General features: G+C 62.0%; 14 protein-coding genes. 7 read left to right on the top strand and 7 right to left on the bottom strand.

All coding sequences use genetic code 11. The annotated features are described in order from the left end of the window. Positions 1-29 precede the first annotated feature (29 nt). Both BFP89_RS15755 and BFP89_RS15750 read left to right on the top strand, forming a co-directional pair. A complete protein-coding gene (locus BFP89_RS15755) occupies positions 30-638 on the top strand; it encodes a phosphatase (RefSeq protein WP_065886359.1) in 609 nt (202 codons plus the stop codon). A 111-nt stretch (positions 639-749) separates the two neighbouring features. Next, positions 750-1,016 (top strand): DUF4404 family protein, encoded by a 267-nt coding sequence (locus BFP89_RS15750; RefSeq protein ID WP_065886358.1) that lies wholly within the window; start codon positions 750-752, stop codon positions 1,014-1,016. 138 nt (positions 1,017-1,154) lie between these two features. On the opposite strand, the gene queF is transcribed toward BFP89_RS15750, so the two are convergent. Together queF and BFP89_RS15740 are read right to left on the bottom strand one after the other, a co-directional pair. After that, complete coding sequence (queF, locus tag BFP89_RS15745) at positions 1,155-1,985, bottom strand: NADPH-dependent 7-cyano-7-deazaguanine reductase QueF (RefSeq protein ID WP_065886357.1); 831 nt, start codon at positions 1,983-1,985, stop codon at positions 1,155-1,157. A gap of 66 nt (positions 1,986-2,051) precedes the next feature. After that, on the bottom strand, positions 2,052-2,564 hold the full coding sequence (locus BFP89_RS15740) for a copper-resistant cuproprotein CopI (RefSeq protein WP_065886356.1): 513 nt from the start codon (positions 2,562-2,564) through the stop codon (positions 2,052-2,054). 156 nt (positions 2,565-2,720) lie between these two features. Here BFP89_RS15740 and BFP89_RS15735 point away from each other — a divergent pair, with 156 nt between their 5' ends. Both BFP89_RS15735 and BFP89_RS15730 read left to right on the top strand, forming a co-directional pair. Then, positions 2,721-3,401, top strand: coding sequence for a heavy metal response regulator transcription factor (locus BFP89_RS15735; protein WP_065886355.1), 681 nt, complete (start codon positions 2,721-2,723; stop codon positions 3,399-3,401). Continuing rightward, positions 3,398-4,753 carry a heavy metal sensor histidine kinase gene (locus BFP89_RS15730; RefSeq protein ID WP_065886354.1) on the top strand — a complete coding sequence of 452 codons (1,356 nt, stop codon included), beginning with the start codon at positions 3,398-3,400 and terminating at the stop codon, positions 4,751-4,753. The genes BFP89_RS15735 and BFP89_RS15730 overlap by 4 nt, the downstream gene beginning before the upstream one ends. 117 nt (positions 4,754-4,870) lie before the next feature. Here the strand turns inward: BFP89_RS15730 and BFP89_RS15725 are convergent, their stop codons facing one another. The 3 genes from BFP89_RS15725 to BFP89_RS15715 all read right to left on the bottom strand — a co-directional run bounded on the left by BFP89_RS15725 (position 4,871) and on the right by BFP89_RS15715 (position 8,118). After that, a complete protein-coding gene (locus tag BFP89_RS15725; RefSeq protein WP_065886353.1) occupies positions 4,871-6,115 on the bottom strand; it encodes a lipoprotein-releasing ABC transporter permease subunit in 1,245 nt (414 codons plus the stop codon). A gap of 61 nt (positions 6,116-6,176) precedes the next feature. Continuing rightward, entirely contained in the window at positions 6,177-6,860 is a 684-nt protein-coding gene (lolD, locus tag BFP89_RS15720; protein ID WP_163001694.1) for a lipoprotein-releasing ABC transporter ATP-binding protein LolD, read from the bottom strand. A gap of 7 nt (positions 6,861-6,867) precedes the next feature. Continuing rightward, on the bottom strand, positions 6,868-8,118 hold the full coding sequence (locus tag BFP89_RS15715; RefSeq protein ID WP_065886351.1) for a lipoprotein-releasing ABC transporter permease subunit: 1,251 nt from the start codon (positions 8,116-8,118) through the stop codon (positions 6,868-6,870). A gap of 94 nt (positions 8,119-8,212) precedes the next feature. Between BFP89_RS15715 and BFP89_RS15710 the strand changes: the two genes are divergently transcribed. Continuing rightward, on the top strand, positions 8,213-8,791 hold the full coding sequence (locus BFP89_RS15710) for a PilZ domain-containing protein (protein ID WP_065886350.1): 579 nt from the start codon (positions 8,213-8,215) through the stop codon (positions 8,789-8,791). A gap of 44 nt (positions 8,792-8,835) precedes the next feature. After that, entirely contained in the window at positions 8,836-9,558 is a 723-nt protein-coding gene (locus BFP89_RS15705) for a glycerophosphodiester phosphodiesterase (protein WP_065886349.1), read from the top strand. Between the two features lie 42 nt (positions 9,559-9,600). Here BFP89_RS15705 and sthA read toward each other — a convergent pair whose 3' ends face one another. Then, positions 9,601-10,995 (bottom strand): Si-specific NAD(P)(+) transhydrogenase, encoded by a 1,395-nt coding sequence (gene sthA / locus BFP89_RS15700; RefSeq protein WP_065886348.1) that lies wholly within the window; start codon positions 10,993-10,995, stop codon positions 9,601-9,603. A 215-nt stretch (positions 10,996-11,210) separates the two neighbouring features. Here sthA and BFP89_RS15695 point away from each other — a divergent pair, with 215 nt between their 5' ends. Next, on the top strand, positions 11,211-11,744 hold the full coding sequence (locus tag BFP89_RS15695; protein ID WP_065886347.1) for a chalcone isomerase family protein: 534 nt from the start codon (positions 11,211-11,213) through the stop codon (positions 11,742-11,744). A 174-nt stretch (positions 11,745-11,918) separates the two neighbouring features. Here BFP89_RS15695 and BFP89_RS15690 read toward each other — a convergent pair whose 3' ends face one another. Next, positions 11,919-13,382, bottom strand: coding sequence for a glyceraldehyde-3-phosphate dehydrogenase (locus BFP89_RS15690; RefSeq protein ID WP_065886346.1), 1,464 nt, complete (start codon positions 13,380-13,382; stop codon positions 11,919-11,921). Positions 13,383-13,514 lie beyond the last annotated feature (132 nt).

Raw genomic sequence — 13,514 nt, 5'->3', positions numbered from 1 at the left:
AGCGTTGCAGCTATTTCAGGGACGTTCAGATGCCACATGCCGAAATCGCCGTCGCCACTGCCCCCGCGTTGACCGCCGTGTTGTTTGGCCTGAGTGGCTGCCTGGTGGATTTCGGTTCCCAGGCCCGGCGCGACTCACCCTCCCCCGACTCCCAGGCCACACCCGGCGCGCTGAAAATCCTGCGCAGCCTGAAGGAGCAAGGCGTGCCCTGCGCCTGGCTGGATGAACTGCCGCCCTCTGTCACTACGCCACTGGCCGCGTCCCTGCCCGCGTGGATCAAGGCCGCCTCACCCTCCACCATCCGCTGGCCGGCGCCCCACGCCTGCTGGCAAGCCTTGATGGAACTGAACATCGATCGCCTGGACGGCTGCGTGCTGGTCAGCGGCGAACCGCGCCTGCTGCAATCGGGCTTGAACGCCGGGCTGTGGACCATCGGCCTGGCCTCCTGCGGCTCGCTGTGCGGCGTGGCGCCGGAGCAATGGCAGGCACTGAGCGAAAAAGAACGCGAGCACAAGCGCGGCAAGGCCACCGTGGCGCTCTATGGATTAGGCGTGCACTCGGTGATCGACCACCTCGGTGAGCTCGACACCTGCCTGGCCGACATCCGCCTGCGCCGCCTCAAAGGCGAGAAGCCCTGACAAGGATCATGCACAGTGGGCGCCGGTGGATTAATCTACACGTCAGTTCGTAGACCTTTCCCGGCGTGCCGCGGTCTATGCCAGTGCCTATCGATAAAAGGAAAGAATGTCATGCCTGATCGCAAAAAACTGGAAGAACAGGTCGAGATCCTGCGCGGGCAGCTGGAACAGGAACCGCCGCTGCCGGAAGAAAAACGCGAAGCGCTGGAAGCCTTGATCGCCAAGTTTGAAGTGCAACTTGAACTGGAGCCGGCTACCCAGTCGCCCAGCATTTCCGACGACGTGAATCAAGCGGCCATAGAGTTCGACGCTGAACACCCGGTCATTTCCGGGACATTGCGCAACATCATGATCACCTTGGGCAACATCGGCATCTAACCTGCCCGCGAGCCTAGCGCAGATCCAAAATGTGGGAGGGGGCTTGCCCCCGATAGCGGAGTGTCAGTCACAGCATCTGTGTCTGAAACCCTGCAATCGGGGGCAAGCCCCCTCCCACATTGGGTTTTGTGTGCAGGCTTATTGACGCGCCAGGCGTACGTTCTGGAACACCACATCCTCGGTGCTGCGATACGGGTTGATGTCCAGCCCACCCCGGCGCACATACCGTGCGTACACGGTCAGTTTCTGCGGCTTGAGCAAGCGCTGCAGGTCGAGGAAGATGCGCTCCACGCACTGTTCGTGGAAGTCCGAGTGCTGACGGAAGCTCACCAGGTAAGCCAACAGGCTGGCGTGATCCAGCGCCGCACCGCGGTACTCCACCACCACACTGCCCCAATCGGGCTGGCTGGTGACCGGGCAGTTGGATTTGAGCAGGTGGCTGTGCACGCTCTCTTCCACCACACGCGAGTCATCACAGCGCAACAGTTCCGGGCGCGGATGTTCGTAGCTGCTGACGTTGATATCCAGGTCATCGATGCATACGCCCGGCAACGCCATCACGCCTTGCGCCTCGATCTCGGCGAGGCTGCGGATGCGCACGCTGACCGGCTTGCCGGCGGCGGCGCTGAGGTCGTTGCGCAGAGTCTCTTTCAGGCCATGGGTGTCGGGGAACGCGGTCTGGTTCAACGAATTGAGGTACAGCTTGAAGGACTTGGACTCGATGATATTCGGCGAGTCGGCCGGGATGCTGAACTCACCGATGGCCACCACCGGCTTACCGGACGGCAGCAACCAGGACAGTTCGAAGCAGTTCCAGAAATCCACACCCTTGTAGGGCAGGGTCTCGGCGCTCAGGCCCAGCTCGGCCCACTTGGCCGCGCGAGGGATCGGGAACAGCAACGAAGGGGTGTACGTGGAGATGTATTCACTGGACTTGCCCAGCGGCGAATGTTCGGCTGCGGGATGCATGGCGGAAACCTGGCTAAATAAACCGCGCCAGTCTACCAGCCTTTGCTCCCGCCCTTAAGGAACGCCTTACTCAACGGTCAGCGTGCCCACCATGCCCGCCTGGTAATGCCCGGGCAGATTGCAGGCGAACTCAAGGCCGGTGGCCTTGCTAAAGGTCCACGTCAGCTCGGCGGTTTTGCCGGGTTCGACCAACACGCTGTTCGGATCATCGTGCTTCATCGCGCCATGCTCCATTTTACTGTGGTCCATGGCCCCCATACCGGTCGCCGTGAGCATGCCGCTGGCCTGCATCTGTAACATTTCCTTCTGGTGTTCGGCGTGCATGGCCGCGTCGCCCAGGTTGAATTCATGCAGCAACCGGCCTTTATTGACCAACACAAAACGGACCGTCTCACCGGCCTTGACGTCGAGGGACTTGGGTGAAAAAGCCATGTCCTGCAAGGTCACTTCGACTGTGCGTGTGGCTTTGTCAGCCGCAGCGGGTTGGCCGAACGCATAGGTGTGGGCCGCATCGGCCATGGCATCGACGCTCAGCGCCAACAGGCAGCCCGCCACAAATAAAGGTGTACGCAACGCCATCTTTCACTCTCCACAATGGGTGACTCGCTGAGGGAGCACTTTAAGATGGCCACGCTGCCAGCCAACTGACTGCTAGATTACAACTTTGTCAGGTTGCCCCCTTACCCTTGAGCCCAAGGTATAAAGCCCGGCGCCCACCGTTGCCACGAGCCGCCCATGAAACTGCTGATCGTCGAAGACCAACCAAAAACCGGCCACTATCTGCGCCAGGGCCTGTCCGAAGCCGGGTTTACCACCGAGTTGGTGGCCGACGGCACCAGCGGCCAGCACCTGGCGCTGACCGGCGACTATGACTTGCTGATCCTCGACGTGATGCTGCCCGGTCGTGATGGCTGGCAAATCCTGCAAGCGGTGCGCAGCGCCGGTCTGGACATGCCGGTGTTGTTTCTTACCGCACGCGACGCGGTGGAGGATCGCGTGCACGGCCTGGAGCTGGGCGCCGACGATTACCTGGTCAAGCCCTTCGCCTTCTCCGAGCTGCTCGCCCGCGTGCGCAGCCTGTTACGGCGTGGTGGCAGCGCGCCGCAGGACACCCACCTGCAACTGGCCGACCTGCGCCTGGACCTGATCCGCCGCCGCGTCGAACGCAGCGGCCAGCGTATCGACCTCACCGCCAAGGAGTTTTCCCTGCTGGAGCTGCTGCTGCGCCGCCAGGGCGAAGTGCTGCCCAAGTCGCTGATCGCCTCGCAGGTGTGGGACATGAATTTCGACAGTGACACCAACATCATCGAAGTGGCGATCCGCCGCCTGCGCCTGAAAGTCGACGATGCCTTTCCCAACAAACTGATCCACACGGTGCGCGGCATGGGCTATGTACTGGAGGAGCGCTTCACGTGATCCAGCGCCTGTCCCTCGCCAGCCGCCTGGCACTGCTGTTTGCCGCGTGCACCGCCGTGGTTTCGCTGCTCGCCGGCGTGTTGTTCAACCACGCCAGCGAGGCGCACTTTATCGAGCTGGACCAGCAGCAATTGGACAGCCGGCTGGTGACGCTGCGCAACACGTTGCAGGGTGTCGACTCGCCGCAAGCCTTCGCCCGGCGCGAACCCCAATTGCGCGCCGACCTCAACCATCAACCCGACCTCACCTTGCGCGTCACCGCGGCCGGCCAGCGCTGGCTGGACCAGGCACCCGGCGTGGCGTTGCCCGAGGCACCCGGCCTGCACAGCCTGCAGCAGGCCGGCACCGCCTATCGCGTGTACAACGCGCCCTTGAGCCCCGGCCAACCTGGCTCAGCGCAGTTGACCCTGATACTCGACATCACCCACCACCAACATTTTCTGCAACGCATGCAGCGCTTGATCTGGCTGACCGTCGGCCTCTCGGCCCTGGCCACCGCGCTGCTCGGCGCCTGGGCGGCGCGCCGCGGGTTGCGACCCTTGCGGCGCATGGGCGAAGTCGCCGCCGGCGTGTCCGCCCATTCCCTGACGCAACGCTTGCCGCAGCACCAGATGCCGGCCGAACTGGCGGAGTTGGCGCAGACCTTCAATGCCATGCTGGGCCGCCTGGACGACGCGTTCCAGCGCCTCTCGGCCTTCTCCGCCGATATCGCCCACGAACTGCGCACACCGCTGTCGAACCTGCTGACCCAGACCCAGGTCATCCTCACCCAGCCGCGCCCACTGGAGGATTACCGCGAGGCGCTGCACAGCAACCTGGAGGAATTGCAGTGGATGGCGCAATTGGTCAACGACATGCTGTACCTGGCCAAAGCCGACCACGGCTTGCTGAACCCCAAGCGCGAGCCGTTGGCACTGGCTGATGAAGTCGAGGCGTTGCTGGAGTTTTTTGCGCTGCTGGCCGAAGACGCGCAGGTTTCGCTGGTGTGCGAAGGCCGTGCCCACGCGGCCGGTGATCGCGGCATGTTGCGCCGGGCCCTGTCCAATCTGTTGGAGAACGCACTCAGGTTTACCCCGGCGGGCGGCGAAGTGCGGGTGCGCCTGGCAGACGATGAGCGCGGCGTGAAGCTGACGGTGGAAAACACCGGCGAAGGTATTTCGAAAGATGTGTTACCCAAACTGTTCGATCGCTTCTACCGGGCCGATCCGGCGCGGCGCGAGGGCAGCAGCGAGCATGCGGGGCTGGGGCTGGCGATTACCCAGTCGATTGTGCGGGCGCATGGGGGGAGGATTTATTGTGAGTCCGAGGCGGGGTGGACGCGGTTTGTGATTGAGTTGCCCAAGGGAGATTGATGCAAGCTGGACCGGCCCTATCGGGGGCAAGCCCCCTCCCACAGTGGTCCCCATTTACTCAGGAGAAATGAGGTCAAAATGTGGGAGGGGGCTTGCCCCCGATGGCGCCCTCAAACGCTACGAATACCTGAGCGCATGCGCCGGCTCGATCTTCGCCGCCCGATACGCCGGGTAAATCGTCGCCAGGAAGCTCAGCACAAACCCCGCCGAGCAAATCAGCAACACATCGCCACCTTGCAGTTCGGAAGGCAGGTTGCTGACAAAATACACATCCGAACTGAAGATATGCTGCCCGCTCACCCGCTCCAGCCAGCCCACCAGTTCGCTCACGTTCAGCGCCGCAATCACGCCCAGCACGCCGCCGATCAGGGTGCCGACCACGCCGATCACCGTGCCCTGCACCATGAAGATCGCCATGATCTGCCGAGGCGTGGCGCCGATGGTGCGCAGGATCGCGATGTCGGCGCCCTTGTCGTTCACCACCATGATCAAGGTGGCGATGATGTTGAAGGCGGCCACCGCGACAATCATCAGCAGCAACAGGCCGATCATGGTCTTTTCCATCTTCATCGCACTGAACAGGCTGCCCTGGGTGTGGGTCCAGTCGTCGGCCTTATACGCCGCGCCGAGGCTGGCGGCGATGTCCGCCGAAACCTTCGGCGCCGCGTACAGGTCGGTCAGCGCCAGGCGCACGCTCTGTACCTGGTTGGGTTGCCAATGCTGTATTTCGGCCGCATCGGCCATGTTGATCAAGGCCATGGAACCGTCCAGCTCGGCGCCCACCTTGAAGATACCCACCACGTTCAAACGCTGCATGCGCGGGGTAATACCGCCCGGCGCGGTGCTGATTTCCGGCACGATCAAGGTCAGTTTGTCGCCCACGTTGAGGCGGAAGCGGCGCGCGGTGATGTCGCCGATCACCACACCGAACTCGCCGGGTTTCAGGTCCTCCAGTTTGCCGCGCACGATGTGCTTGGCCACGATCGACACCTTGCCTTCCTGGGCCGGGTCGACGCCGCTGATCTCAATCGGCTGCATCGCGCCCTTGTAGGAGAACATGCCGTCCATCTGAGTGAAGGGTACCGCCGCCGTCACTTGCGGGTTCTTCATCGCGGCAGCGGCCACCGGCTGCCAGTCATCAATCGGCTTTACGCCGACGATGGTGGCGTGAGGCACCATGCCAAGGATGCGCGAGCTCATTTCGCGCTGGAAGCCATTCATCACCGAGAGCACCACGATCATCGCCAATACGCCCAGGGCGAGGCCGATCATCGAGGTCATCGAGATAAACGAGACAAAACGGTTGCGGCGTTTGGCGCGGGTATAGCGCGTGCCGATGAAAATCGATAACGGTCTGAACATTCGCGTGCACCGCCTGAAAAAATAAAAAAGCCCGGCCTCGAAAAACCGGGCTTGCAGCCACTCAGATAGCGACCAGATGACCTTCCTGCAAATGCAGTACGCGGTCCATCTGACGGGCCATGCTCATGTCATGGGTCACCACCAGGAACGCGGTGCGCATCTGGGTGCTCAGCTCCAGCATCAAGTCCTTGATGCCCTGGGCGGTGTGGGAGTCGAGGTTGCCGGTGGGCTCGTCGAGCATCACCAGGCCTGGGTTGTTCACCAGCGCACGGGCGATGGCCACACGCTGGCGCTCACCACCGGACAGCTCGGCCGGCTTGTGCTCCAGGCGATGGCCGAGGCCGACGCGCTCCAGCAAGGCGGTGGCACGCCGGCGCGCCTCGGGGATCGCGGTCTTGCCGATCAGCAGCGGCATGCACACGTTTTCCAGGGCGGTGAATTCCGGCAGCAGGTGGTGGAACTGGTACACAAAACCCAACGAGCGGTTGCGCAACTGGCCACGGGCCTTTTCACCGAGGGCCGAGAGTTCTTCACCGGCCAGCCACACGCTGCCCTGGGACGGCGTGTCGAGGCCGCCCAACAGGTTCAGCAAAGTGCTTTTGCCGGAACCGGAACTGCCGACGATCGCCACGCGCTCGCCCGGGTGCAGTTCAAGTTGCAGGTTGGCCAGCACCACCACCGATTCCGGGCCTTCCTCGTAGGATTTGCCCAGGTTGCGGCAGCTCAGGATTGCTTTTTCACTCATGCCCGATTCACTCATAACGTAATGCCTGTGCTGGCTGGGTACGTGCCGCGCGCCAGGCTGGATACAGGGTGGCAAGGAAACTCAGGACCAACGCGGCCCCGCCCACCATCAACACGTCCTGGGCCTGAACCTGGGACGGCAAGTAGTCGATGAAGTAGACGTCGGCGTTGAGGAATTTGTGACCGAGCACTTTTTCAAGCAGGGCGATGGCGGCGCTGACATTCAACGCGGCGAGAATGCCGACGGCGGTACCGATCAGGGTGCCGACCACGCCGATCACGGTGCCCTGCACCATGAAGATCGCCATGATCTGCCCCGGCGTGGCGCCCAGGGTGCGCAGGATGGCAATGTCGCCCTTCTTGTCGTTCACCACCATCACCAGCGTGGAGATAATGTTGAAGGCGGCCACGGCGACGATCAGCAACAGCAGCAGGCCGATCATGGCTTTTTCCATGCGGATGGCCTGGTAGAGGTTGCCGTGGGTGCGGGTCCAGTCGCGGGCGTAGTACTGGGATTCGCCCAGATGCTGGGCGATTTCCCAGGCACCGCGCGGCGCGTCGAACAGGTCGTTGAACTTCAGGCGCAGGCCCTGCACCTGGTCCGGCTGCCAGCGGTGCAGGCGGGCCAGGTCCGTGAGGTTGGTCAAGCCGAGGTAGCCGTCGATCTCGCCGGCGCCCACATGAAAGGTGCCGACCACGGTAAACCGCTTCATGCGCGGGAACATGCCGGCCGGGGTCACGGTGACCTCCGGCGCGACGAAGGTCAGCTTGTCGCCAACGCTTACGCCGAGCTTGGCCGCAGCCTTGTCGCCGATGATGATGCCGAAGCTGCCGGGCGCGAGGTCATCGAGCCGGCCCTGCAGCATGAACTTGTCGATGATCGAGACGTTGCGCTCCTGGGCCGGGTCGACGGCGTTAAGCAGGATTTTCTGCACCTTGCCGTCATTGGTCAGCAACCCCTGCATCTGGGTAAACGGCGCAACGGCCAGCACCTTGGGGTTCTGCTTGACCTTGGCGGCCAGGATTTGCCAGTCGCTGATGGGCGCATCGCCCTCGATGGTCGCGTGGGGCACCATGCCCAGCACGCGGGTGCGCATCTCATGATCGAAGCCGTTCATCACCGACAGCACCACGATCATCACGACCACGCCCAGGGCGAGACCGATCATCGAGGTCAGGGAAATGAACGACACAAAATGATTGCGACGCTTTGCACGGGTATAACGCGTGCCGATAAATACGAAGAGAGGTCTGAACATGTCGGGGCTTGTTCGGAGGAAAAGAAGACGTCCCGGTGGCGGGGTCTGGTCAGCAGCTTTACACTCAGACCATTACCGTTACCTGGGGTTCGCCATGTCGACATTAGATGAAGAAGAGCGCCGCGAATACTACCGTATCGACGACATGATCGCACTCCAAATCAAAAGCCTGTCGGCGCCCGACGCCGCGAGCAAGGAAGTGTTGCTGGATGATTCGCCGCTGTTCAATCTGCTCAGCGAATTGCACCTCAGCGAGTTCGAAGCCCAGCACCTGCTGCGCCAGATCAACGAAAAAGACCGCAGCCTGGCGGCATTCCTCAAAGTGCAGAACAAGCGCCTGGACCTGCTCAGCCAGGTCATGGCCCGCGGGCTGCTCAATGAGGTGGGCGCGCCGCAGCCGGTGATCCTGTCCGAAGGCGGCATCGACTTTCAGCACCCTGCCCCACTGGCGCCCGACACGCACCTGGCGGTCAAGCTGGTGCTGATGCCCCAGGCGCTCGGCCTGCTGCTGCGCGCGCGGGTGACCCATTGCAATCCCAAGGGCGACGGCTTTGACGTGGGCACGGAATTCGAATCCATGACCGACGCCCAACGCCAACTGCTGGCACGCTACATCCTGCAGAAACAGGCCCAGGAACGCCGCCTGGCGCGAGAACAAAGCGACGATCTCTGAATGCGTATTCACGACGCCAGTCATCCTGGCGCAAAGGAGCAACTGTGACCCTGATTTACGGCCATCGCGGTGCCAAAGGCGAAGCACCGGAAAATACCCTGACCAGCTTTCAGGAATGCCTCAAGCACGGCGTACGCCGCTGCGAACTGGACCTGCACCTGTCCATGGACGGCGAGCTGATGGTCATCCACGACCCTACCCTCAAGCGCACGGCCGACCGACGCGGCAAAGTCGTCGAGTACTCGGCGGCCGACCTGATGAAGATGGACGCGCGCAAAGGCGGCCCGGGCTGGGTCAGCCCTTGCCCGATCCCGCGCCTGGAAGAGTTGTTCGAAAAGTGCGACTTCGATCACTGGCAGTTGGAAGTCAAAAGCGCTTCGCGCACCCGCGCCGCCACCACCGTGCTGGCAATCCGCGAGATGGCCGTGCGCTTTGGCCTGATGGACAAAGTCACCATCACCTCAAGTTCGCGGGAAGTGCTCAAAGCGGCGATTGAACTGACCCCCGACCTGTCACGCGGGCTGGTGGCCGAATATGCCTGGCTCGACCCACTGAAGGTCGCGCAGAACTATAGCTGTGAGTACCTGGCGTTGAACTGGACGTTGTGCACCCCCGAGCGGCTGGAAAAAGCCCAGCGCCAGGGTTTGCATGTATCCGTGTGGACGGTCAACGAACCCGCGCTGATGCGCAGGCTCGCCGACTTCGGCGTAGATAGCCTGATTACAGACTTTCCCGGTTTGGCCACTGCCACCCTCGGGAATTACTGAAATCGGTCTCCCCGGCCGGCTCAGGCCACCGGCCGGAGCCGCTTAAAAAAGCCGGTTGAGGCCGTCGTAGGCCGCTACCCGATAGGCTTCGGCCATGGTCGGGTAGTTGAACGTGGTGTTGACGAAATACTTGAGCGTATTCAGATCACCCGGCTGGTTCATGATCGCCTGGCCGATGTGCACGATCTCCGATGCCTGATAGCCGAAGCAGTGCACGCCGAGCACTTCCAGGGTTTCGCGGTGGAACAGGATCTTCAGCATGCCCTGGGGCTCACCGGCAATCTGCGCACGCGCCATGCTCTTGAAGAACGCCTTGCCCACTTCGTAAGGCACCTTGGCCTTGGTCAGTTCGTGCTCGTTCTTGCCGATCGAGCTGATCTCGGGAATGGTGTAGATGCCGGTCGGCACGTCGTTCACGTAGCGCCAGCTGCCGTTGTCGACAATGCTGCCGGCCGCCGAACGGCCCTGGTCATGGGCGGCGCTGGCCAGGCTTGGCCAGCCGATCACGTCACCGGCGCCGTAGATGTTGGTCACGCAGGTGCGGTAGTTCTCGTCCACCTCGATCTGGCCACGGCTGTTGACCTTGACCCCGATGTTTTCCATACCCAGCTTGTCGGTGTTGCCGGTACGGCCGTTGCACCACAGCAAGGCGTCGGCCTTGATCTTCTTGCCGGACTTGAGGTGCAGGATCACCCCGTTGTCCAGGCCTTCGACGCGCTCGTACTCTTCGTTGTGGCGCACGGTGATGTTGTTGTTGCTGAAGTGGTAGCTCAACGCCTGGGAAATTTCCGAGTCGAGGAAGCTCAGCAACTGGTCACGGTTATCCACCAGTTCCACCAGTACACCCAGGCCGCTGAAGATCGAGGCGTATTCGCAGCCGATCACGCCGGCGCCGTAGATGATCAGCTTGCGCGGGGTGTGGCCCAGGCTCAGGATGGTGTCGCTATCGTAGATACGCGGGTGGTGGAAATCGATGTCCGCCGGGCGATACGGGCGCGAGCCGGTGGCGATGATAATGTGCTTGGCCACCAGTTTTTCGACCACGCCGTTGGCACAGACCACTTCGACGGTCTGCTCGTCGGCGAAGCTGCCGGTGCCGAAGAACAGGTCGACGCGGTTGCGGGCATAGAAGCCGGTGCGCGACGCGACTTGCTTGGAGATGACTTTCTCGGCGCTTTTCAACACGTCCGGGAACGAGAACCAGCGCGGCTCGCCAATCGCCCGGAACATCGGGTTGGTGTTGAATTGCATGATCTGGCGCACGGAGTGACGCAACGCCTTGGACGGGATGGTACCCAGGTGGGTGCAGTTGCCGCCGACCTGGCGACGGCTGTCGACCATCGCCACCTTGCGCCCTGCCTTTGCAGCGTTCATCGCCGCGCCTTCTCCAGCCGGGCCGGAACCCAGTACCACCACGTCGTAGTTGTAGACAGCCATGCGTACTCCTCAGAACAGGCCAGGCGTACGGTTGGACGCCTGGCTAAATCATGCCGCGGCCAGCGGGCATGAAGGACAATTTGGCTCAAGTGTGTGAACCGGGGCACAGTCTATATAAGGCTCAACGCCGCGCACATTAACCCTTGGTCGCGTCATAGGCCAGTGTTGCCATACTAACAGGGCGCAAAGCAGCGTCGATTCAAGGATCAGCCATTATGCGACAACTCTTTATCGGTTTGATGCTGATGATCTCGATCACGGCCCAGGCCAGTGATACGGACCGACTCAAGCAGGCCGGCTTCCCCGCGCAGGTCGAGGGATTGGCGCTGAAAAACCAGGCGGTGCTCAACTATCTCTGGGCGGATGTGTATGCGGCGGCGCTGTACGCGCCGGCTGATCTGAGCGCAAGGCAAGCCTGGGACCAGCAGAAAGCGTTACGCCTGGTGTTGTATTACTTTCGCAACATCGATCGCTCGGATGTGATCAAGGCGGCCAGCGCCACCCTGGAACGCCAGCAAGCCAATGCCGGCTTGAATCCGGAGATAGCCAGGCTGCACGCGCGCTTTCGGGATATTCGTAGCGGTGACCGCTATGCCCTGGATTTTCGCCCGGGCCGGGGTTTGAACCTCGAGATCAATGACCAGGTGGTGTTCAGCAGTAGCGATGATGCGCTGGCGAGGGCTTACCTGGGTATCTGGCTGGCACCTGAAGGGTTGTCTGATGAATTGCGCGACAAGTTGCTGGATTGATGTGTCGGCTGTAGCACCGCCATCGGGGGCAAGCCCCCTCCCACAGTTTGATTTGCGAACACATACCAATGTGGGAGGGGGCTTGCCCCCGATGAGGCCCTCCCAGACACCACAAAACCCCCAGGCACAAAAAAGCCCCGAACCAGTCGGGGCCTTTTCATTCAACACTCAGGCTTAACGCGGAAACGCCGGCGGGTTGACCCCAGCCATGTCTTCCATCACGCGAACCACCTGGCAGCTGTAGCCGAACTCATTGTCGTACCACACGTACAGCACAACGCGGTTGTCCTGGCTGATGGTCGCCTCGGCGTCCACCACACCGGCGTGGCGCGAGCCGACGAAGTCGGTGGACACCACTTCCTGGGAATTGACGAAGTCGATCTGCTTGTGCAGGTCGGAGTGCAGCGCCATGTAGCGCAGGTACTCGTTCATCTCTTCACGGGTGGCGGCTTTCTCAAGGTTCAGGTTGAGAATGGCCATCGACACGTTCGGCGTCGGCACACGGATCGCGTTACCGGTCAGCTTGCCGGCCAGCTCAGGCAGAGCCTTGGCGGCGGCGGTGGCGGCACCGGTCTCGGTGATCACCATGTTCAGCGCGGCGCTGCGGCCACGGCGGTCGCCCTTGTGGAAGTTATCGATCAGGTTTTGGTCGTTGGTGTACGAGTGAACCGTCTCGACGTGGCCGTTGACGATGCCGAACTTGTCATTCACAGCCTTGAGCACCGGCACGATGGCGTTGGTGGTGCAGGAAGCGGCGGACACGATCTTGTCGTCAGCGGTGATTTCGGCATGGTTGATGCCGTGCACGATGTTCTTGAGCTTGCCCTTGCCAGGCGCGGTCAGGACAACGCGGTCGACACCCGGGCAGGCCAGGTGCTGGCCCAGGCCCTCGGCATCACGCCATACGCCGGTGTTGTCCACCAGCAGCGCGTCCTGGATGCCGTACTGGGTGTAATCCACCTCGGACGGGTTCTTCGCGTAGATCACCTGGATCAGGTTACCGTTGGCGGTGATGGTGTTGTTTGCTTCGTCGATAACGATGGTGCCGTTGAACGGACCGTGTACCGAGTCGCGGCGCAACAGACTGGCGCGCTTGGTCAGGTCGTTCTCGGCGCCTTTGCGCACCACGATGGCCCGCAGGCGCAGGCCGTCGCCGCCGCCGGTTTTTTCGATGAGGATGCGCGCCAGCAGGCGGCCGATACGACCGAAGCCGTAGAGCACCACGTCGGTGCCTTTGCGGGCAGCGGCGCTTTGCTGGCCGATTACCTCGGCCATTTCTTCACGCACGAACTGCTCGGCACTGCGACCGGCGCCTTCCTTGCGGAATTTGTAGGCCAGCTTGCCCAGGTCGACCGAAGCCGCGCCGAGCTTGAGCTCGCTCATGGCCTTGAGCAACGGGAATGTTTCGTGGACGGAGAGTTCGCTGTCGTCGGCAGAACGGTGGCGCGCAAAGCGGTGCGCCTTGAGAATCGCGATGACGGACTGATTGATCAGGCTGCGGCCATAGATCGAGCTCACCACATTGTTATTGCGGTACAGCTGACCGATAAGCGGAATCATCGCTTCAGCGAGTGCTTCACGGTCGATCCATTCACCAAGACACTGGTCGGGCTTCTGAGTCACGGGAACCTTCCACATGTAGGGGCTGAAAAAAGGGGCTACATTATGTCGCCCGACTGACCGTTGAGCAATGCGCTACAGGCAACAAAAACCCCTTGCAAAAAAATACCACCGCGCTACAGCCCAGGAAATACGCGGGTTCCAGAAGAC

Origin of the sequence: Pseudomonas sp. 31 R 17, from assembly GCF_900004915.1 — a bacterium.
Taxonomy (GTDB): domain Bacteria; phylum Pseudomonadota; class Gammaproteobacteria; order Pseudomonadales; family Pseudomonadaceae; genus Aquipseudomonas; species Aquipseudomonas orientalis_A.
Note: the sequence above shows the minus strand (reverse complement) of the source record. Positions and strands in the feature narration are given on the sequence as shown.

What these genes read in the sequence shown, in the direction of transcription:
- BFP89_RS15740 (WP_065886356.1), bottom strand. Translation starts at nt 2,564, where the DNA reads ATGGCGTTGCGTACACCTTTATTTGTGGCGGGCTGCCTGTTGGCGCTG.
- sthA (WP_065886348.1), bottom strand. Translation starts at nt 10,995, where the DNA reads ATGGCTGTCTACAACTACGACGTGGTGGTACTGGGTTCCGGCCCGGCT.
- BFP89_RS15755 (WP_065886359.1), top strand. Translation starts at nt 30, where the DNA reads ATGCCACATGCCGAAATCGCCGTCGCCACTGCCCCCGCGTTGACCGCC.
- BFP89_RS15725 (WP_065886353.1), bottom strand. Translation starts at nt 6,115, where the DNA reads ATGTTCAGACCGTTATCGATTTTCATCGGCACGCGCTATACCCGCGCC.
- BFP89_RS15710 (WP_065886350.1), top strand. Translation starts at nt 8,213, where the DNA reads ATGTCGACATTAGATGAAGAAGAGCGCCGCGAATACTACCGTATCGAC.
- BFP89_RS15695 (WP_065886347.1), top strand. Translation starts at nt 11,211, where the DNA reads ATGCGACAACTCTTTATCGGTTTGATGCTGATGATCTCGATCACGGCC.
- BFP89_RS15690 (WP_065886346.1), bottom strand. Translation starts at nt 13,382, where the DNA reads ATGTGGAAGGTTCCCGTGACTCAGAAGCCCGACCAGTGTCTTGGTGAA.
- lolD (WP_163001694.1), bottom strand. Translation starts at nt 6,860, where the DNA reads ATGAGTGAAAAAGCAATCCTGAGCTGCCGCAACCTGGGCAAATCCTAC.
- BFP89_RS15715 (WP_065886351.1), bottom strand. Translation starts at nt 8,118, where the DNA reads ATGTTCAGACCTCTCTTCGTATTTATCGGCACGCGTTATACCCGTGCA.
- queF (WP_065886357.1), bottom strand. Translation starts at nt 1,985, where the DNA reads ATGCATCCCGCAGCCGAACATTCGCCGCTGGGCAAGTCCAGTGAATAC.
- BFP89_RS15750 (WP_065886358.1), top strand. Translation starts at nt 750, where the DNA reads ATGCCTGATCGCAAAAAACTGGAAGAACAGGTCGAGATCCTGCGCGGG.
- BFP89_RS15735 (WP_065886355.1), top strand. Translation starts at nt 2,721, where the DNA reads ATGAAACTGCTGATCGTCGAAGACCAACCAAAAACCGGCCACTATCTG.